This window comes from Rhodoblastus sp., from assembly GCF_041915505.1.
Taxonomy (GTDB): domain Bacteria; phylum Pseudomonadota; class Alphaproteobacteria; order Rhizobiales; family Beijerinckiaceae; genus Rhodoblastus.
Map to the genome: position 1 here is coordinate 1 of NZ_JAYSBG010000032.1, position 18,182 is coordinate 18,182.

20 protein-coding genes are annotated in these 18,182 nt (G+C 65.3%); 17 read left to right on the plus strand and 3 right to left on the minus strand.

All coding sequences use genetic code 11. The features are described 5' to 3' along the window. The first annotated feature begins 59 nt into the window (after window positions 1-59). From ACE3S9_RS04005 to ACE3S9_RS04035, 7 genes are all read left to right on the plus strand, one after another. A complete protein-coding gene (locus ACE3S9_RS04005) occupies window positions 60-1,067 on the plus strand; it encodes a PhoH family protein (RefSeq protein WP_374545159.1) in 1,008 nt (335 codons plus the stop codon). Next, entirely contained in the window at window positions 1,064-1,576 is a 513-nt protein-coding gene (gene ybeY / locus ACE3S9_RS04010; RefSeq protein WP_374545140.1) for an rRNA maturation RNase YbeY, read from the plus strand. Before ACE3S9_RS04005 ends, ybeY begins: the two co-directional genes overlap by 4 nt. Beyond that, window positions 1,563-2,600: a hemolysin family protein gene (locus tag ACE3S9_RS04015; protein ID WP_374545141.1), complete on the plus strand. Its 1,038-nt coding sequence runs from the start codon at window positions 1,563-1,565 to the stop codon at window positions 2,598-2,600. Before ybeY ends, ACE3S9_RS04015 begins: the two co-directional genes overlap by 14 nt. Before the next feature lie 173 nt (window positions 2,601-2,773). Further along, window positions 2,774-4,336 carry an apolipoprotein N-acyltransferase gene (gene lnt, locus ACE3S9_RS04020; protein WP_374545142.1) on the plus strand — a complete coding sequence of 521 codons (1,563 nt, stop codon included), beginning with the start codon at window positions 2,774-2,776 and terminating at the stop codon, window positions 4,334-4,336. 55 nt (window positions 4,337-4,391) lie between these two features. After that, window positions 4,392-4,805, plus strand: coding sequence for a helix-turn-helix domain-containing protein (locus ACE3S9_RS04025; protein ID WP_374545143.1), 414 nt, complete (start codon window positions 4,392-4,394; stop codon window positions 4,803-4,805). Window positions 4,806-5,067: 262 nt separating this feature from the next. Then, entirely contained in the window at window positions 5,068-6,264 is a 1,197-nt protein-coding gene (metK, locus tag ACE3S9_RS04030) for a methionine adenosyltransferase (protein WP_374545144.1), read from the plus strand. 12 nt (window positions 6,265-6,276) lie between these two features. Continuing rightward, window positions 6,277-6,987: a tRNA (guanosine(46)-N(7))-methyltransferase TrmB gene (locus ACE3S9_RS04035; RefSeq protein WP_374545145.1), complete on the plus strand. Its 711-nt coding sequence runs from the start codon at window positions 6,277-6,279 to the stop codon at window positions 6,985-6,987. Here ACE3S9_RS04035 and ACE3S9_RS04040 read toward each other — a convergent pair. Both ACE3S9_RS04040 and mutM read right to left on the minus strand, forming a co-directional pair. Beyond that, on the minus strand, window positions 6,984-7,817 hold the full coding sequence (locus ACE3S9_RS04040) for a M48 family metallopeptidase (protein WP_374545146.1): 834 nt from the start codon (window positions 7,815-7,817) through the stop codon (window positions 6,984-6,986). The two genes, ACE3S9_RS04035 and ACE3S9_RS04040, sit on opposite strands and share 4 nt — an antisense overlap. Window positions 7,818-7,834: 17 nt before the next feature. Next, the gene (gene mutM / locus ACE3S9_RS04045; RefSeq protein ID WP_374545147.1) at window positions 7,835-8,707 is read right to left on the minus strand and encodes a bifunctional DNA-formamidopyrimidine glycosylase/DNA-(apurinic or apyrimidinic site) lyase; all 873 of its coding nucleotides are present in this window, start codon (window positions 8,705-8,707) and stop codon (window positions 7,835-7,837) included. A gap of 89 nt (window positions 8,708-8,796) precedes the next feature. On the opposite strand from mutM, the gene ubiE reads away from it, so the two are divergent. The 9 genes from ubiE (at window position 8,797) to ACE3S9_RS04090 (ending at window position 16,730) form a co-directional block, all read left to right on the plus strand. Beyond that, window positions 8,797-9,588, plus strand: coding sequence for a bifunctional demethylmenaquinone methyltransferase/2-methoxy-6-polyprenyl-1,4-benzoquinol methylase UbiE (gene ubiE / locus ACE3S9_RS04050; RefSeq protein WP_374545148.1), 792 nt, complete (start codon window positions 8,797-8,799; stop codon window positions 9,586-9,588). 15 nt (window positions 9,589-9,603) lie between these two features. Continuing rightward, on the plus strand, window positions 9,604-11,163 hold the full coding sequence (gene ubiB / locus ACE3S9_RS04055) for a 2-polyprenylphenol 6-hydroxylase (RefSeq protein ID WP_374545149.1): 1,560 nt from the start codon (window positions 9,604-9,606) through the stop codon (window positions 11,161-11,163). Window positions 11,164-11,174: 11 nt separating this feature from the next. Beyond that, window positions 11,175-12,407, plus strand: a complete 1,233-nt coding sequence (coaBC, locus tag ACE3S9_RS04060; RefSeq protein ID WP_374545150.1) for a bifunctional phosphopantothenoylcysteine decarboxylase/phosphopantothenate--cysteine ligase CoaBC — start codon at window positions 11,175-11,177, stop codon at window positions 12,405-12,407. Between the two features lies 1 nt (window position 12,408). Further along, a complete protein-coding gene (gene dut / locus ACE3S9_RS04065) occupies window positions 12,409-12,861 on the plus strand; it encodes a dUTP diphosphatase (RefSeq protein WP_374545151.1) in 453 nt (150 codons plus the stop codon). 120 nt (window positions 12,862-12,981) lie between these two features. Then, the gene (gene cysK / locus ACE3S9_RS04070) at window positions 12,982-13,965 is read left to right on the plus strand and encodes a cysteine synthase A (RefSeq protein WP_374545152.1); all 984 of its coding nucleotides are present in this window, start codon (window positions 12,982-12,984) and stop codon (window positions 13,963-13,965) included. A gap of 65 nt (window positions 13,966-14,030) precedes the next feature. Continuing rightward, on the plus strand, window positions 14,031-14,804 hold the full coding sequence (locus tag ACE3S9_RS04075) for an enoyl-CoA hydratase (RefSeq protein ID WP_374545153.1): 774 nt from the start codon (window positions 14,031-14,033) through the stop codon (window positions 14,802-14,804). A 152-nt stretch (window positions 14,805-14,956) separates the two neighbouring features. After that, window positions 14,957-15,229: a 30S ribosomal protein S20 gene (gene rpsT, locus ACE3S9_RS04080; protein ID WP_374545154.1), complete on the plus strand. Its 273-nt coding sequence runs from the start codon at window positions 14,957-14,959 to the stop codon at window positions 15,227-15,229. A 114-nt stretch (window positions 15,230-15,343) separates the two neighbouring features. Further along, the gene (gene hrcA, locus ACE3S9_RS04085) at window positions 15,344-16,432 is read left to right on the plus strand and encodes a heat-inducible transcriptional repressor HrcA (protein ID WP_374545155.1); all 1,089 of its coding nucleotides are present in this window, start codon (window positions 15,344-15,346) and stop codon (window positions 16,430-16,432) included. Window positions 16,433-16,463: 31 nt separating this feature from the next. After that, window positions 16,464-16,730, plus strand: coding sequence for a SemiSWEET family sugar transporter (locus tag ACE3S9_RS04090; protein ID WP_374545156.1), 267 nt, complete (start codon window positions 16,464-16,466; stop codon window positions 16,728-16,730). Window position 16,731: 1 nt separating this feature from the next. Here ACE3S9_RS04090 and ACE3S9_RS04095 read toward each other — a convergent pair whose 3' ends face one another. After that, a complete protein-coding gene (locus ACE3S9_RS04095; protein ID WP_374545157.1) occupies window positions 16,732-17,307 on the minus strand; it encodes a L,D-transpeptidase in 576 nt (191 codons plus the stop codon). Window positions 17,308-17,401: 94 nt separating this feature from the next. Here ACE3S9_RS04095 and mepA point away from each other — a divergent pair. After that, window positions 17,402-18,182 (plus strand): penicillin-insensitive murein endopeptidase (mepA, locus tag ACE3S9_RS04100; protein ID WP_374545158.1); only part of this gene is annotated, 781 nt, incomplete at its 3' end.

Here is an 18,182-nt window from a genome sequence, read left to right on the forward strand (position 1 = left end):
CATTGGCCGACGGCGCGTTCGGGAAGCCCGAGCAGAAGGCGGATGACGGATCGGTCGAGTTGTCGCTGACGCTCGATGACAACAAGACAGCCTCGCTGGTCTTTGGGCAATATGATCAGAATCTGGCGCGGATCGAGCGCCGGCTGAATGTCGCGCTCAACGCCAATGGCAATCATGTCGCGATCAAGGGGCCGGCCGAGGCGGCGGGCCACGCGCGCAGGGTGCTGCAGATTCTGTGGGATCGGGCGCGGGCGGGCCAGCCGGCGACCATGGGCGATGTCGATGGCGCGATCCAGGAATGCGCGCTGCAGGGCAATCTGTTCCCCAAGGAGACGCAGAGCCCGCGCTCGACCTTCGAGCAGATCGCCACGCGCAAAAAGGGCTCTGTCAGGGCGCGGACAGCGGCGCAGGATCTTTATATCCGCGAATTGCGGCGGTTCGAACTGGTCTTCGCCGCCGGCCCCGCCGGCACCGGCAAGACCTGGCTCGCGGTCGGTCATGCGGTGTCGCTGCTCGAACAAGGCGTGGTCGAACGGCTGATCCTGTCGCGGCCGGCGGTGGAGGCGGGCGAGCGACTCGGCTTTCTGCCGGGCGACATGCGCGAGAAGGTCGATCCCTATCTGCGCCCGATCTATGACGCCCTGCAGGATTTCATGGACCCGCGCATGGTCGAACGCGGCATGCAGACGGGGATGATCGAGGTCGCGCCGCTCGCCTTCATGCGCGGGCGCACGCTCACCAATGCTTGCGTCCTGCTGGACGAGGCGCAGAACGCCACCTCGATGCAGATGAAAATGTTTCTCACCCGCCTCGGCGAAGGCTCGCGGATGATCGTGACGGGCGATCCGAGCCAGACCGACTTGCCGCCCGGACAGAAGTCCGGCCTGAGCGAGGCGATCGGCCTTCTGGCGCGGCTCGAGGGCGTCGGTCATGTGACCTTCACCGACGAGGACGTCGTGCGGCACGACCTGGTGCGCCGGATCGTCGGCGCCTATGAGGCGGCGGGGCGGCGCGAGCGGGAGAAGGTCGCGCCCCGATCGCCCGCCGACAAGGATTGGTCGCCATGACCGTTCCGAGCCTGGCGATTGAAATCGCGGTCGATTGCCCCGATTGGGGCCGCGTGCCGAATCTGGAGGCGCTGGTCGCCGATTGTCTGCGGGCGGCGCTCGACGAGACCGGCGATGTCGTTCGCGAAGGCGCGGAAGTCAGCCTGCTGTTTTGCGACGACGCGCGCATCCGCGAATTGAACCGGCAATTCCGCGCCAAGGACAAACCGACCAATGTCCTGTCCTTTCCGGGGCCGGAGCCGCTGGAGGAGGCGCATTTCCTTGGCGATATCGCGCTTGCCTTCGAGACCATTGACCGCGAGGCGCAGGAGCAGGGCAAGACCTTGGAAGGCCATTGCCGTCATATGATCGTCCACGGATTTCTCCATCTTCTCGGCTACGATCACGAAGACGCTGTCGAGGCGGAAGAGATGGAGGCGAGCGAAATTCGCGCCCTTCATGCCCTGGGCGTCGAAAATCCCTATCACGACGACAAAGAGAGAGAGACCGACGTCAATGGCCGCGCCTGAGCGGGATGAAGAGGAAAGTCCGGCCGTCGAGCGAAGTTCGGGCAGGCAGGGCGGCTCCGTCCTGGAGCGGTTGCGGGCCTTGTTCGGTCTGAGCGGCGCGTCGATCCGCGACGATATCGAGGACGCGCTCGACGACGCCTCGCTTGCGGATGATTTCAGCCCGCAAGAGCGGACCATGCTCAAGAATGTGCTGGGTCTGCATGAAATCCGGGTGAGCGATGTGATGGTGCCGCGCGCCGACATCATATCCGTGCCGATCGAGGCTTCGCTCGCCGCTGTTCTTTCGACCTTCCGCACCGCCGGCCATTCGCGCTTTCCCGTGATCGGCGAAACGCTCGACGATCCGCGCGGCATGGTGCACATACGGGATTTCGTCGATTTCATCGCGGCGACGGCCGAAAAGAGCCTGTCGGAGCGGCCGGCCGGGCTGAATGGCGCGGGGCCGGCGCAGCACGCAGCCATCGCCGGCGATTTGCGCCAGGCGGAAATCATGTCGGTCGATCTTCGCCTGTCGCTGGAAGCCGCGGGCATTTTGCGGCCGGTGCTGTTTGCGCCGCCCTCGATGCCCGCGCTGGACCTGCTCGTCAAAATGCAGGCGACCCGCACCCATATGGCTCTGGTGATCGACGAATATGGCGGAACGGACGGCCTCGTCACGATCGAGGACATTGTCGAAATGATCGTCGGCGATATCGAGGACGAACATGATCTCGACGAAAGCCCGAAGATCGAGCGGACCGCGCCGGGCGTATTCGTCGCCGACGCGCGCGTGAGCCTCGACCAGGCGTCGGATATCACCGGCCTCGATCTGTCGGCGCATGGCGAAAAAGAGGAGGTCGACACGCTCGGCGGGCTCGCCGCGGCCTTTTCCGGCCGCGTGCCGATTCGCGGCGAGGTTGTGGCCAGTCCCGATCGCCGGTTTGAATTCGACATTCTCGACGCCGATCCGCGGCGGGTGAAGCGGCTGAAACTGCGGCTGACCGACGAACAATCGGGCGGCGAGGGCGCGCCGGAGCCTGAATGATAGCGCGCTTGGCGTTTTCGGGCGGGGCGCTTTCCTGGGGAAAGCGCCCCCTCGACGGCGGCTAGGGGTTCGCATTCGCGCGCGCGCGCGATTAGAATCCCCCGTGAATCGGATTCCTTCCGGGCGCGCGCCGTCCGTCCCCGCCCGATCGTCCTTCACCCCGGAAAAGGCCAATGTTTGCACTTGCCCAGCGCGTCATTCTTGCCGAGGGCTGGACGCGGCGGCTGATCGCCTTCCTCGGGGGCGCGACAGGCGCTCTGGCTTTGGCTCCGGTCGGGTTTTTCCCGGCCTTTTTCATACCCATGACCCTTTCCGTCTGGCTGCTCGACGGTTCGGGCGGCGAGTCGCTGCTGGCCGGTTTGCGGCGCGCGGCGGGCGCCGGCTGGTGGCTCGGTTTCGGCTATTTCGTCGCCGGACTGTGGTGGCTCGGCGCCGCCTTTCTCGCGGAAGCGGACCGCTTCGCCTGGGCCCTGCCCCTCGGCGTGTTCGGCCTTCCCGCCGTCCTGGCCGTTTTCACCGCGCTCGGCTTCGCCTTCGCGCGCCTGTTGTGGTCCGCCGGCCCGGCGCGGCTGTTCGCGCTGGCGGCCGGGTTGAGCGCCGCCGAGGCGCTGCGCGGCTCGGTCCTGACCGGCTTTCCGTGGAACGATTTCGGCATGGCGCTCGGCGATAATCTCGTCCTCGCGCAAACAGCGTCGTTATGGGGGCTTTACGGCCTGACTATCCTGTCGGTCCTGATTTTCTCGGCGCCCGCGCTGCTGGCCCAGCCGGGCCGGCGCCGCGTGTTTTATGGCGCGCTGGCGCTTCTGGCCGGCCTCGGCCTGTTCGGCTTCATCCGCTTGTCGGCGCCCTCGGCCGAGGTCAAGGGCGTTCGTCTGCGTATCGTCCAGCCCAATGTGCCGCTGGAGGATTTCCGCATCGACCGCCGCGACCAATTGCTGGAGCATTATCTCAGCCTCTCCGACCGCGCGACCTCGCCGCAGACCAGCGGCGTCGCCGACGTCACCCATCTGTTCTGGCCGGAATCCTCCTTTCCCTTCATTCTCGGCCGCGACGGCGCGGCTTTGTCCCTGCTGGCGTCGCGGCTTCAGAACGCGGTCCTGTTCACGGGGGCAGCGCGCGCCGACGGCGAGAACAGCGGGCACTATTTCAACGCGATCCAGGTCATTTCCGGCGGCGAGATCAAGGAGAGCTATGACAAGAAGCATCTGGTCCCGTTCGGCGAATATCTGCCCCTCGCCCGCGTGCTCCGGCGTCTCGGAATCTCGCAATTCGTAGCCATTCCCGGCGGGTTCGACTCGGGCGAATCGTCGCGGTTCCTGACCGCGCCGGGCCTGCCGCCAGTCGTGCCCATGGTCTGTTACGAATCGATTTTCCCGAATGAAATCGCGAACCGGATCAATGCGCAGCCCCTGCGTCCCGGCGCGCTGCTCAATGTCACCAATGACGGCTGGTTCGGCCTGACCTCGGGGCCCTACCAGCATTTCGCCCAGGCGCGCCTGCGGACGATCGAACAGGGACTGCCCTTGATTCGCGCCGCCAATACCGGCGTCTCCGCGATCCTCGATCCCTATGGGCGCGCGGTCGCCATCGCGCCGCTTGGCGTGGAGGCGGTCCTCGACGGAGGCCTGCCCAAGGCGTTGCCGCCGACTCTTTTTTCGCGTTTCCCCTATACCGGCCCGATTGTTCTATGGATTCTGGCGCTGATCGGAGCCTTCCTCCGGCCGCGCCGGATTTGACTTTAGGTCAGCCCCTGACGCAAACTAGGGTTGTATTCCCACAGGCTCGATCTTCGTGACAAAAGTTCCCAATCCCATCGACAGACATGTCGGCGCGCGGGTCCGCATGCGGCGCATGCTGATCGGCATGAGCCAGGAAAAGCTCGGCGAGGCGCTCGGCCTGACCTTCCAGCAAATCCAGAAATATGAGAAGGGCGCGAATCGGATCAGCGCCAGCCGCCTGCAGCAGATTTCCGAGGCTTTGAACACGCCGCTGGCCTATTTCTTCAAGGGCGCGCCCTCCTCGGACGGCGCCCCTCAGGGCGGATTCGCGGAAGCCGGCGTCGAAGAGGGTCGGGTGAACGACTTCGTGATGACCGCCGAAGGGCTGAGCCTCAACCGGGCTTTCGCGCGCATTTCCGATCCCAAGGTGCGCAAGAAGATCGTCGATCTCGTCACCGCGCTGGCCGACGGAAATGAGGCGGAATGACCGTCGGTTCGTTCGTTATATCGAACAAATTGCTGTAAACAGCTTGACGAAACGAACGATATCCCTTTAAACCTTCGATCATGGCGCATCGAAACCGGTGTGCGAAAGGCGACGCGCCGTCCAATCGGGCGCCTCCTTTCGCGTCGGCGCGGCGCTTTCAAGCCGCTCGGACGCGGGGCCTCGGCGAACCGTCCGATCGAATGAATGTTCCGGACCCGGACCGCCCTCCGCGCGGCCGAGGCCTCGATTTTGGAGAGAGTTCGTGGCTCGCAGCGATTTTCTGTTCACTAGCGAATCCGTGTCCGAAGGACATCCCGACAAGGTGGCGGACCGGATTTCCGATGAAATCGTCGATCTGTTCTATCGCGAAGGCGCGAAGGCCGGATTGGATCCGTTTCAGATTCGCGTCGCCGCCGAAACATTGGTGACGACTAATCGCGTGGTCATCGCCGGCGAAGTGCGCGGCCCGTCGCTTTCGCACGCGCAGATCGAGACCGTCGCGCGCGAGGCGATCAAGGATATCGGCTACGAGCAGACCGGTTTCCACTGGGAAAACGCTGAGATCGAGATCCTGCTCCACGCCCAGTCGGCGGATATCGCCCAGGGCGTCGATTCGTCGGGCAACAAGGACGAGGGCGCCGGCGACCAGGGCATCATGTTCGGCTACGCCTCGAATGAAACCGCCGATCTGATGCCGGCGCCGCTCTATTACGCCCACAAGATTCTCGCCTCCTTGTCCAAGGCGCGGAAGACCGGCGACGGCGCCGCGATCAAGCTCGGCCCGGACGCCAAGAGCCAGGTGACGGTCAAATATATCGGCGGCAAGCCGGTCGGCGTCACCCAGATCGTGCTCTCGACCCAGCATGTCGATGAAGACCTGAGCTCCGAGGACGTCCGCGCGATCGTCGAGCCCTATATTGTCGAGGCGCTGCCGAAGGGGTGGATTTCCGACGAGACGGTCTGGCACGTCAATCCGACCGGCAAATTCGTGATCGGCGGCCCGGACGGCGACACCGGCCTGACCGGACGCAAGATCATTGTCGACACTTACGGCGGCGCGGCGCCCCACGGCGGCGGCGCCTTCTCGGGCAAAGACCCGACCAAGGTCGACCGCTCGGCCGCTTATGCGGCGCGCTATCTCGCCAAGAATGTCGTGGCGGCGGGGCTCGCGGATCGCGTGACGATCCAGCTTTCCTACGCGATCGGCGTGACCGACCCGCTGTCGATCTATGTCGACGCCCACGGCACCGCCAAGGTTGACGAGGCGGCCCTGGAAGACGTGCTGTTCAAGATCGTTCGCCTGTCGCCGCGCGGCATTCGCGAACATCTCCAGCTCAACCGCCCGATCTACGCCCGGACCTCGGCCTATGGCCATTTCGGCCGCGCCCCGGACGCCGAAGGCGGCTTCACCTGGGAAAAGACCGATCTGGTCGACAAGCTCAAGGCCCATTTCGCCTGATATCGGACCGGAATGACTGCGGTTGAAACGAAGGAGCCGCATCGCACGCGTCGCGATGCGGGTCTTTATGGAAGGCGCAAGGGCAAGACCCTGCGCCCCTATCAGGCTGGCCTGGTCGAGACGCTGCTGCCGCAGGTCGCGCTCGATCTGTCCGCGCCGATCGACGATCCTGCAAAACTGTTTCCACAACGCCCGGACGATCTGCGTCTCGAAATCGGCTTCGGCGGCGGCGAACATCTCGCCGCCGACGCCCACGCCCATCCGGAACGGGGCTTTTTCGGCTGCGAGCCCTTCGTCAATGGCGTCGCCAAATTGCTGGTCGAGATCGAAACGCGCGGCCTCGCCAATGTCCGGGTCCATCCCGGCGACGCCGGCGAGCTGATCGACGCGCTGCCGGCGCGCAGCCTGTCGGGCGTTTATCTGCTTTATCCCGATCCCTGGCCGAAACGGCGGCACAAGGAGCGCCGCTTCGTCTCGGACGACATGCTGGCCCGGCTCGCGCGCGCGATGCGGCCCGGCGCGGAATTGCGCTTCGCCACTGATATCGATGATTATGCCGGATGGACGCTCGCCCGGATTCTGCGCTCGCCCGATTTCGACTGGCCGGCGGGCGGCGTCGAGGATTGGCTCCGTCCCTGGGCGGAGTGGCCCGGCACGCGCTATGAAGCGAAAGCTTTTCGCGAAGGCCGGCGGCCGGCTTATTTCACCTTCGTCCGGCGTTAAGCCTCGACGCCTGCAGCGCCGGCCTGGCGGCCATAGCGGTGCAATTGCGTTCCATTCGCCTTCAGCCAGGCCTCGGCTTTGTCCGTTTGCGGGCAGAGGCTTTTGGTCAGGGCCCAGAATTGCTCGGAATGGTCGTGATGGCGCAGATGCGCGGTTTCATGCGCGGCAAGATAATCCAGCACGAAGGGCGGCGCCAGAATCAGGCGCCATGAGAAATTGAGCGCGCCTCGCGCGGAACAGGAGCCCCACCGGCTGGAGGTGTCGCGCAAGGTCAGGCTGATTGGTCGGCGCCCCGCTTTGGCGGCGTGCAGGCTCACCGCGCGCTCGAGATCGCGGCGCGCCTCCTCGCGCAGGAAAGCCGTGACGCGGCGCTCGAAATGAGCGGGCTCGCCGGAGGCGCAAATCGACGGCCGCCCATCGACCTCCTCGATCCAGACCGGCCCGCGCCGCGCCATTGCCCCCGGCAAAGCGCGCGGCGCGGGCCGGGGGCAATGGCGCAAGACATGGTCGATTCCGCGCAAGGGAATGGTCGCGCCGGGCAGGAAACGGGCGCGCTGCGGCAGACGGGCCAGCCGATTGGCGAGCCATCCGGCATGGGCCTGCGCGAAATCCCGCGCCTGGCCGAGCGAGGCGCGCAGCGGCATGGTGAGCACGGCGTCGCCCGTCGCTCCCCTGACGCGCAAGGTGAAGCGCCGCGCGGCGCTGTTGCGCTTGAGCGCGACCTTGAAAACGCGATCGTGATGCGCGACGTCGATCGCCGCGACGTCGCCCGGATCGCTGCGGCGGAAAACCTTGAACAGGGCGTCGAAACCGATCGCCTTTCTGGCCAAATGCGCGCTCCCGTCGTTCACTTTTGGCATTTCGGACAAAAGAAGGTCGAGCGGCCGTTTTGCGGCTTGCGTTCGATGATCCCGCCGCATCGCGGCGTCGAACATGATTCGCCAACCCGATTGTAAACACGAAAATTGTGCTGGAAATAGCCAAGCGAGCCATCCGCCTGGCGATGATCGCGCAGGGACGAGCCCCCGGCCGCGATCGCCTCCTCCAGAACGGCGCGGATCGCGCGCGCGAGCTTTTCGGCGCCCGGACGCGGCGCGCCATCCGCCCGCGCCAGATCGCCGGCGGCGCGGTCCGGGGCCAGGCCGGCGCGATGCAGCGCCTCGCAGACATAAATATTGCCGAGGCCGGCGATCAGCCTTTGATCGAGCAAAGCCGCCTTGAGCGTGGTTTTCCGCCCGGCGAACAGCCGCGCCAGCGCCTCCGCATTGAAACCGTTCGATAAAGGCTCGACCCCGAGGCCGGCGAAAAAGGGATGAGCGGCGAGCGTCGCCTGCTCGGCCAGGGTCATGAATCCGAAACGCCGTGGATCATTATAGATGACGCGCGCGCCGTCGAGGTGAAGCACGACATGGTCGTGCGTTGGATCTTTCGAGCGCGCATGGACGAACGCGCCCGGCGGGTCGCCCCCCTCTTCGACGCGAAAAGACCCGCTCATGCCGAGATGGGCGATCAGCGCCGCGCCGTCGTCCAGCGGCGCGATCAGATATTTCGCGCGCCGTTCGAGCCCGACGATGCGGCGGCCTGCGAGGCGCGTGGCGAAATCCTTCGGAAAGGGAAAGCGCAGATCCGGACGGCGCAGCTCGATCCGTTCGATCCGCGCGCCGACCAGCGTTGGCGCGAGCCCCCGCCGCACCGTTTCGACCTCCGGCAATTCCGGCATGACTTCCCCTTCAATTCGCGCGCCTGACGCGTTAGATAGCCATGCTGACGCTGCCGCGCTATGGTCGGCGCGGTGCTGGGAGTGGAAACATGCAGGATGGGGGCCGGTCGGACGCGACCTCGAGCCAGGCTGACGAGGCGCGGACCCATTTCGGCTATGCCGATGTCCGCCTCGACGACAAACAGCGTATGGTCGACGATGTCTTTCACAAGGTCGCGCATCGCTATGACGTGATGAACGATCTGATGTCGGGCGGTCTGCATCGGGTCTGGAAGGATATTTTCGTCGCCAAGGTGCGGCCCTCGAAGCGCTCGGCCTTCAAACATCTCGACGTCGCGGGCGGAACCGGCGACATCGCCTTCCGCGTGGCGCGGGCCGGCGGTCCCAAGACCGAAGTGACCGTGCTCGACATCAATCCGGACATGCTGAGCGTCGGGCGCGAACGCGCCGAGAAGAACGGCCTCGCCCGCCAGTTGAAATTCGTCGAGGCCAATGCCGAGGATTTGCCTTTCCCGGACGCGCAATTCGACGCCTATACGATCGCCTTCGGCATCCGCAATGTGCCGCGCATCGACAAGGCGCTGGCCGAGGCCTATCGCGTCCTGAAGCGCGGCGGCCATTTCCTGTGCCTCGAATTTTCGCAGGTCGAGGCGCCGGCGCTGGCGCGTATTTACGAATCCTATTCCTTTTCCGTGATTCCGACGATCGGCCGGCTGGTCACGGGCGAAGCGGAGCCCTATCGCTATCTGGTCGAATCGATCCGCCAGTTTCCGGCGGCCGAGGATTTCGCGGCCATGATCGAAAGGGCCGGCTTCCAGCGCGCCGGCTTCACGCGGCTGACCGGCGGCGTCGTCGCCATTCATTCCGGCTGGAAATTGTAACGAAACGAGCCTCCGGTGTTCGCCACGATCGGCCATGTCCTTCGCCTCGCGCGCGCCGGCTTCATCCTGGCGCGCGAAGGCGTGTTTTCCGGCGTCGACGCGGCGACCCTGCCGCTGGAGGCGCGGCCGGCTTTATGGCTGGCGGGGCTCGTCGCCCGCAGCGGCGGCGGCGTGGAGCGGCTCGCCCCGGCCATCGCACAGCTTGGCCCTTCCTATGTGAAGCTGGGCCAGTCGCTGGCCACGCGGCCCGATGTCGTCGGCGTCGCCGTGGCGCGCGAATTGGAGGCGCTTCAGGACCGCATGGCGCCCTTTCCGCGCGAGGTCGCGGTCAATGTGGTCGAAAAGGCTTTCGGGCGGCCGATCGGCGACGTCTTTTCCGAGTTGAGCGAGCCGGTCGCCGCCGCTTCGGTCGCGCAGGTGCATCGCGGCAAGGTGATCGAGGACGGCGTCGAGAAGCAGGTTGCTGTCAAGGTGCTGCGTCCGGGCATCGAGCGCCGCTTCCGCCGCGACCTCGGCGACATGTTCTTCGCCGCGCGGCAAGTCCAGCGCTTTTCCATCGAGGCGCAAAGGCTCAATCCGGTCGGCGTGGTCGATACGCTGGCGCGCTCGGTCAAGATCGAGATGGATTTCCGCCTCGAGGCGGCGGCGGCGTCGGAATTTGCCGAAAACACGCATGGCGATGACGATTTTCTCGTGCCCAGGGTCGATTGGGACCGCTGCGGCCGCGAAGTGATGACGCTGGAATGGATCGAGGGCATACCGCTTTCCGATCTCGACGCCCTGCGCCGCTCGGGGGCCGACCTCCCGCGCCTTGGCCGCACCTTGATCCAGTCCTTCTTGCGCCATGCCGTGCGCGACGGCTTTTTCCACGCCGACATGCATCCCGGCAATCTGTTCCTGACTCCGGAGGGACGGCTGGCGGCGGTGGATTTCGGGATCATGGGCCGGCTGGGCCTCAAGGAGCGTCGGTTCCTGGCGGAAATTCTCTATGGCTTCATCACCCGCGACTATCGGCGGGTGGCCGAGGTGCATTTCGAGGCGGGCTATGTGCCGGGGCATTATCGCGTCGCCGATTTCGCCCAGGCCATCCGCGCGGTCGGCGAGCCGATCCATTCGCGGCGGGCCGATGAAATCTCGATGGCCAAGCTTCTGACCCTGCTGTTCGAGATCACGGCCTTGTTCGACATGCGCACGCGCATCGAGCTGGTGATGCTGCAAAAGACCATGGTGGTGGTGGAGGGCGTCGCGCGTTCGCTCGATCCGCGTCTCGACATGTGGTCGACCGCCGAGCCGGTGGTGCGGAGCTGGATCGAGGACAATCTCGGCCCGCGCGCCAAGATCGCCGACGCCGGGCAGAGCCTCGCCGCGCTCGCCCATGTGGCGGCGCAGACGCCCGACATGCTGATGCGCGCCGGCCGGATCGTGGAAAAATTCGAAACCATGGCCGAGGGCGGTCTGGCTCTGGCCCCGCAGACCGTCAAGGCGATCGGCAGGGCCAATGCGGCGAGCCACAAGCTCTGGCGCTATGGTTTCGCCTTCGCCTGCCTGATCATCATCATCTTGCTCTGGCGTTGAGGACCGCCGCCATGACGACGCCCACCGATAATCCGTCCGTTCTGCTGATCGTCGGCGGCGGCATAGCCGCCTATAAGAGTCTTGAACTGATCCGCCTGCTGACAGGGGCCGGAATCGCGGTGCGAACGGTCCTCACCAAGGCCGGCGCCCAATTCGTCACGCCTTTGTCGCTGGCCAGCCTGAGTGGCGAAAAGGTCTATGACGACCTGTTCTCGCTGACCGACGAAACGGAAATGGGCCATATCCAGTTGAGCCGTTCGGCGGATCTCGTCGTTATCGCCCCCGCGACCGCCGACCTGCTGGCCAAAGCCGCGCAGGGGCTGGCCAATGATCTCGCCTCGACCCTGTTGCTCGCCTCGAACAAACCGATTCTGGCCGCTCCGGCAATGAACTGGCGGATGTGGGAACATCCGGCGACGCGCCGCAATTGCGCGCGTTTGCGCGCCGACGGCATGACCTTTGTCGGTCCGAACGAGGGTTCGATGGCCTGCGGCGAGACCGGGTTCGGACGGTTGGCCGAGCCCGAGGAAATTTTCGCGGCGATCCGCGCGCGGCTCGGCCGGGACTCAGCGCCCGAGGGCGCGCTGGCGGGCAAGAAAGTCATCATCACCGCCGGGCCGACCCATGAGCCGATCGATCCCGTGCGCTATATCGCCAATCGCTCGTCCGGCAAGCAGGGTTACGCCATCGCCCGCGCCGCGCGCGCGGCGGGCGCGCAGGTGACCCTCATTTCCGGGCCGGTGGCGCTTGCCGCGCCGAAGGATGTGCGCGTCGTCAATGTCGAAACGGCGCGGGAGATGGCGGCGGCGGTCGACGCCGCTTTGCCCTGCGATATTTTTATCGCGGCGGCGGCCGTGGCGGATTGGCGCGTGGCGGACGAGCATGGCGAGAAGATCAAGAAAGGCGCGGCGGGGACGCCGGCGCTGAAACTGGTCGAAAACCCGGACATTCTCGCCACGGTGTCCCGGCTCGAGAACGGTCGCCCCCCGCTCGTCGTCGGTTTCGCGGCGGAGACGGAAAAGCTCATCGATCATGCCCGGCAAAAGCTGGCGCGCAAGGGCTGCGACCTGATCGTGGCCAATGATGTGAGCGCGGCGACCGGCGTGATGGGCGGCGACCGGAACGCCATGGTGCTGGTGACGGAACAGGGCGAAACCGTCTGGCCGCGCCTCGACAAGGACGCCGCCGCCGCGCTGCTGGTCGATCATGTCGCCCGAATGTTGTCTGATCGCGAAAGGCGCTGACGTGGAAATCAAGGTCAAACGCCTGCCCCATGGCGAAGGTTTGCCGCTGCCCGCCTACCAGAGCGCGGGCGCGGCCGGACTCGATCTCCTCGCCGCCGTGCCGGCCCATGCGCCGCTCATCCTGCGGCCCCGCGAACATGGCCTTGCGCCGACCGGGCTCGTTCTCGAAATTCCGCAAGGCTACGAGGCCCAGGTGCGCCCGCGTTCAGGCCTCGCCGCGAAATATGGCGTGACTGTCCTGAACGCGCCGGGCACGATCGACAGCGATTATCGCGGCGAGGTTGCGGTCATCCTGATCAATCACGGCGACAAGCCGTTCGAGATCGCGCGCGGCGACCGGATCGCGCAACTGGTCGTCGCGCCGGTCGTCCAGGCGCGCTTCGTCGCGGCCGACGCGCTTTCGGAAACCGAGCGCGGCGAGGGCGGATTCGGCTCCACCGGCCGTACCTTGTGACAAAACCGCCATTTTCCCCGCAAATGGGCTGCGATTTCTTTGGGCAGGGCTCGCGTCGACAGCTTTCACGCGGTTTGTTACCTTGACCGCACAATCAAAACGCCCTGAGGGAGCAATGCGATGACTGAGGCGAACGGCCCGGAGACGGCTGCGAAAAAACCGGGACGCGGACGGATTTACGATTCCATCACCCAAACCATCGGCGACACCCCGCTCGTGCGTTTCGACCGCATCGCCGCTTCGCGCGGCGTCAAGGCCAACCTGCTCGCCAAGCTGGAATTCTTCAATCCCATCGCCTCGGTCAAGGACCGTATCGGCGTTTCGATGATCGACGCGCTCGAGGCCCAGGGCAAGATCAAGCCCGGCGAGACAGTACTCGTCGAGCCAACCTCCGGCAATACCGGCATCGCCTTGGCCTTCGTCGCCGCCGCGCGCGGCTACAAGCTGCAACTGGTCATGCCGGAATCCATGTCGATCGAGCGCCGCAAGATGCTGGCGCTGCTCGGCGCTGAACTGGTGCTGACGCCGGCCTCGCAGGGCATGAAGGGGGCCATCGCCAAGGCCGCCGAACTTGTCGCCGCGACGCCGGGCGCGATCACCCCGGCCCAGTTCGAAAATCCCGCCAATCCCGATATCCATCGCCGCACCACCGCCGAGGAAATCTGGAACGACACCAATGGCGCGGTCGATATCGTGATTTCCGGCGTCGGCACCGGCGGCACGATCACCGGCGTCGGCGAAGTGCTGAAAGCGCGCAAGCCTTCGCTCAAGATGATCGCCGTCGAGCCGGTGGAATCGCCGGTTCTTTCGGGCGGCGCGCCGGGACCGCACAAGATTCAGGGCATTGGCGCCGGATTCGTGCCGCCGGTGCTCGATCGTAATGTGATCGACGAGGTGGTCACGATCGACAGCGCCACGGCGATGGAGATGGCGCGGCAGGTCGCGCGGATCGAAGGCGTTCCGGTCGGCATTTCGTCGGGCGCGGCGGTCGCGGCGGCGCTTCAGGTCGCGGCGCGGCCGAGTTCCGAAGGCAAGAACATCGTCATCATCATTCCGTCTTTCGCCGAGCGCTATCTTTCGACGGCGCTGTTCGAAGGCCTCTGAGCCGGATCTTCTCAACCAGCCCCGGCTCCGCTATCCCTTCGGACGCCGAGCCGGAAAGGTGATTCATGACGTTCGAAAATATCATTGTCGAAACCCATGGCGCGGTCGGCCTGATCCGGCTCAATCGCCCGAAGGCCCTGAACGCCCTGAATTCCGGGCTCATCCAGGATCTGAACGTCGCGCTCGCCGCTTTCGAGAAGGATCCCTCGATCGGCGCTTTGGTGCTGACGGGCTCGGACAAGGCCTTCGCCGCCGGCGCCGACATCAAGGAATTGCAATCGCTGACCTATATGGACGCCTATCTCAGCGACACGATCCGCAACTGGGAGCGGCTGTCCTTCTTCCGCAAGCCGGCGATCGCGGCGGTGGCCGGCTTCGCGCTCGGCGGCGGCTGCGAACTGGCCATGATGTGCGATTTCATCCTCGCCGCCGAAAACGCCCGATTTGGCCAGCCCGAGGTCAAGCTCGGCATTCTGCCCGGCGCGGGCGGCACCCAGCGGCTGGCGCGGTTTGTCGGCAAGTCCAAGGCCATGGAGCTTTGCCTGACGGGCCGGATGATGGACGCGCAGGAGGCCGAGCGCGCCGGCCTGGTCTCGCGCATCGTTCCGGCCGAGGATCTGGTGAACGAGGCCTTGCGGACGGCGGCGGTCATCGCCTCGATGTCGCTGCCCATCGCCATGCAGATCAAGGACTGCATCAATTCGGCCTATGAATCGACCTTGACCGAGGGCGTCAAATTCGAGCGGCGCAATTTCCACGCCGCCTTCGCGACCCATGACCAGAAGGAAGGCATGGCGGCTTTCATCGAGAAGCGCCCGCCGGATTTCAAGAATCGATGACGCCGAGGCCGGGGGCGCAAATCCCGCGTTGACGGAACGCCCCTTTCGCGCTTATAAGCGCCGATACACGCGGCGCCTGCTTGAGGCGCCGTCATCGTTTTCAGACGGCGCGGCTGCGATCTTCACGCCCGCGCTTTCGTCCGGGGATCATTATGGCGAATACCAAATCGGCCAAGAAGGCCGTCCGTCAAATCGCGCGCCGCACCGCCGTCAACCGGCAGCGCCGCAGCAAGATGCGCACTTTCGTTCGCAAGGTCGAGGAGGCGATCGTCTCCGGCGATCAGGCCGCCGCCAAGGCCGCTCTCGCCGTCGCCGAGCCGATCCTGATGCGGGCGGCCCAGAAGGGCATCGTTCACCGCAATACGGCGTCGCGCAAGGTTTCGCGCCTGACGGCCGGCGTCGCGGCGCTGGGCGCCCAGGGCTGAATTCAGTTCTTTTGCAAGATTTGGCCCCGCCGATGATGTCGGCGGGGCTTTGGTTTTTGTGCGCATGGCCCGAAGGCGCTTGCGCGGCGGCGTGCGACGCGTAAAATTTGCGCCATGGTCGCGAATCCCGAATTTCCCGTCTCCACTGCCGGGGCCCTGACGCGCCTCAACGAGAGATCGCGCGAAATTTTCAAGAATATCGTCGAGACCTATCTGGCTCATGGCGAGCCGGTCGGTTCGCGTCATCTGTCGCGCATCCTGTCCATGCCTCTGTCGCCGGCTTCGGTGCGCAATGTGATGCAGGATCTCGAGGAGCTGGGCCTCGTCTATTCGCCGCATACCAGCGCCGGACGCCTGCCGACCGAACTGGGCCTGCGCTTCTTCGTCGATTCCCTGCTGCAGGTCGGCGATCTGACCGATCAGGAGCGCAGCAGCATCGAAACGCAGATGCTGGCGGCGTCGCGCAAACAGACGGTGGACGAGGCTTTGGCTGAGGCCGGACTGCTGCTCTCCGGCATGACGCGCGGCGCCGGCGTCGTTTTGACCACCAAGGAGAACAATCGCCTCAAACAGGTCGATTTCGTCCGTCTGGAGGCGGAAAAGGCGCTGGCGATTCTGGTCTCCGAGGATGGTTCGGTGGAAAACCGGATTCTGCCCGTCCCCGCCGATCTGCCGCCGTCGTCGCTGGTTGAGGCCGGCAATTATCTCAATGCGCGCATTCGCGGCCGGACCCTCGTCCAGGTGCGCGATGAAATCGAGCAGTCGCGCGCGGCGGCCCAGGCGGAGTTGGACGTGCTGACGGCGCGGCTGGTCAGCGTCGGCCTCGCCAGTTGGGCCGGGCCGGAGGGCGCGGCGCAAAATCTCATCGTTCGGGGCCAGGCCAACCTTCTGGAGGATGTCACGGCCATGGCGGATATCGAGCGTATCCGCCTGCTGTTCGACGATCTCGAAACCAAGAAGGACGTCATCGACCTGCTCGCCCGGGCCGAGGACGGCGAGGGCGTGCGCATTTTCATCGGCTCGGAAAACAAGCTCTTTTCGCTTTCGGGCTCGTCCATGGTCGCCGCGCCGTTCCGGGATTCGCAGCGGCGCATCGTCGGCGTGCTCGGCGTGATCGGGCCGACCCGGCTCAATTACGCGCGGGTGGTGCCGATGGTCGATTATACGGCAAGGGTCATGGCGCGCTTCCTGGGCGGGATGTAGAACGAAAAACGCGTCCGGGGGAGAGCAGAGCGTGACGTTTGAAACGGAAGCCGTCGGCTTCGCCGCGGGGACTCTCACGACCCTGTGCTGGGCGCCGCAGGCGATCAAGATCCTGCGCAGCCGGGACGGAAAGTCCATCTCCCTGATCACCCAGATCACCTTCGTGATCGGCTGCTCATTATGGCTGACCTATGGGCTATTGCTCGGCTCGGCGTCGATCATCCTGTTCAACGCCATCACCATCGCGCTGAATGTCGTGATCATCCTGCTCAAGCTGCATTACGAGCTCAGCGCCTGATCTATTCGTCTAACAGGATGCGTCCGAAAATGCGGGCGGGGTCGTCGCGATGGCGCGTGGGCGCATAAGACATCACCGGCGACGGCGCCCCGTGATGCGCGGCCGCGTAATGATGATGGCGGCGATGGCTTTCGCTGGCGAAGGGCCGGCTCGGCGGCGGCGAGCCGCTGATGGAAATCCTCGCGCCCTCGGCGCGAACGAGCGAAAACAGTTTCGCCGCGTGGGACGGCGAGATGCGGACGCAGCCATGCGAGGCGGGGCGGCCGAGAGAGGCGGTGGCATAGGTGCCGTGGATCGCGAAGCCGCCATGGAAGAAAATCGAGTGCGGCATCGGCGAATTATGATATTTTTTCGAATAGTGCATCGATTGCAGGCTGACCGCCGAAAAGGTGCCGCGCGGGGTCGCATAGCCGGCGCGGGCCGAGGAAATCGGCCAGGAATAGCTCTCGCCGTTGGAGGCCTGAACATCCATTCGCTGCGAGGACAGGTCGATCGAAATCTGGACTCGCGCCTGGGCGGCCGCCGGAAGAATCAGGAATGTAACGAACATGCAAAGGACTTGAGCCAATTTACGCATGACAGGCTCCCAACGAACTCAAAAAAACGTGCTGTTTCATCATTCCAACTCATGACGGCGCGGTAAAGTTCGAACTGGAATAAAGGTTGACGAAATGCGGTCGCGAGCAATTTCAGGTCGCCAGATCTTCGGCTTCATCGCTTTGTTGTCTTTCGGGCTCATGGCGGATTCTTCCGTCCGGGCCCAGGAGAAGGGATCGGTTGACCCGAAACCCCTGCCGCCGCTGGCGCGTCCCAATGACCCAGCCACGCCGGCCAAGGAATTATTCGGCCGGGCGACGGATCCGGCCGATCTGGCCGCCCGATCGATCGGCTTCTATTCGCGCGGCTGCCTCGCGGGCGCGCAGGCCCTGCCGGTCAATGGCGAGACGTGGCAGGTGATGCGCATCTCGCGCGACCGTTTCTGGGGTCATCCAAACCTGGTTCGCTTCCTGGAGCGGCTGTCGTCGCGCGCGCCGGGCGAAGCAGGCTGGCCGGGCATTCTGGTCGGCGACATGTCGCAGCCGCGCGGTGGCCCGATGATCACCGGCCACGCCTCGCATCAGATCGGCCTCGACGCGGACATCTGGCTCACGCCCATGCCGGACCGACGCCTGTCGCGCCCTGAGCGCGAGGAAATGTCGGCCGTCAATATGGTGCGTTCCGACGGCCTCGACATCGACCGCTCGGTTTGGACGTCCGGCCAATTGGCGATCATCCGGGCCGCCGCGCGCGACCCCGCGGTCGAGCGCATTTTCGTCAACGCCGCGATCAAGAAGGCTTTGTGCCGCGAAGCGACCGGCGACCGGTCCTGGCTGCACAAGGTGCGCCCCTATTACGGGCATAATTATCATTTCCACGTCCGGATCGCCTGTCCGGACGGCAGCGAGGCCTGCA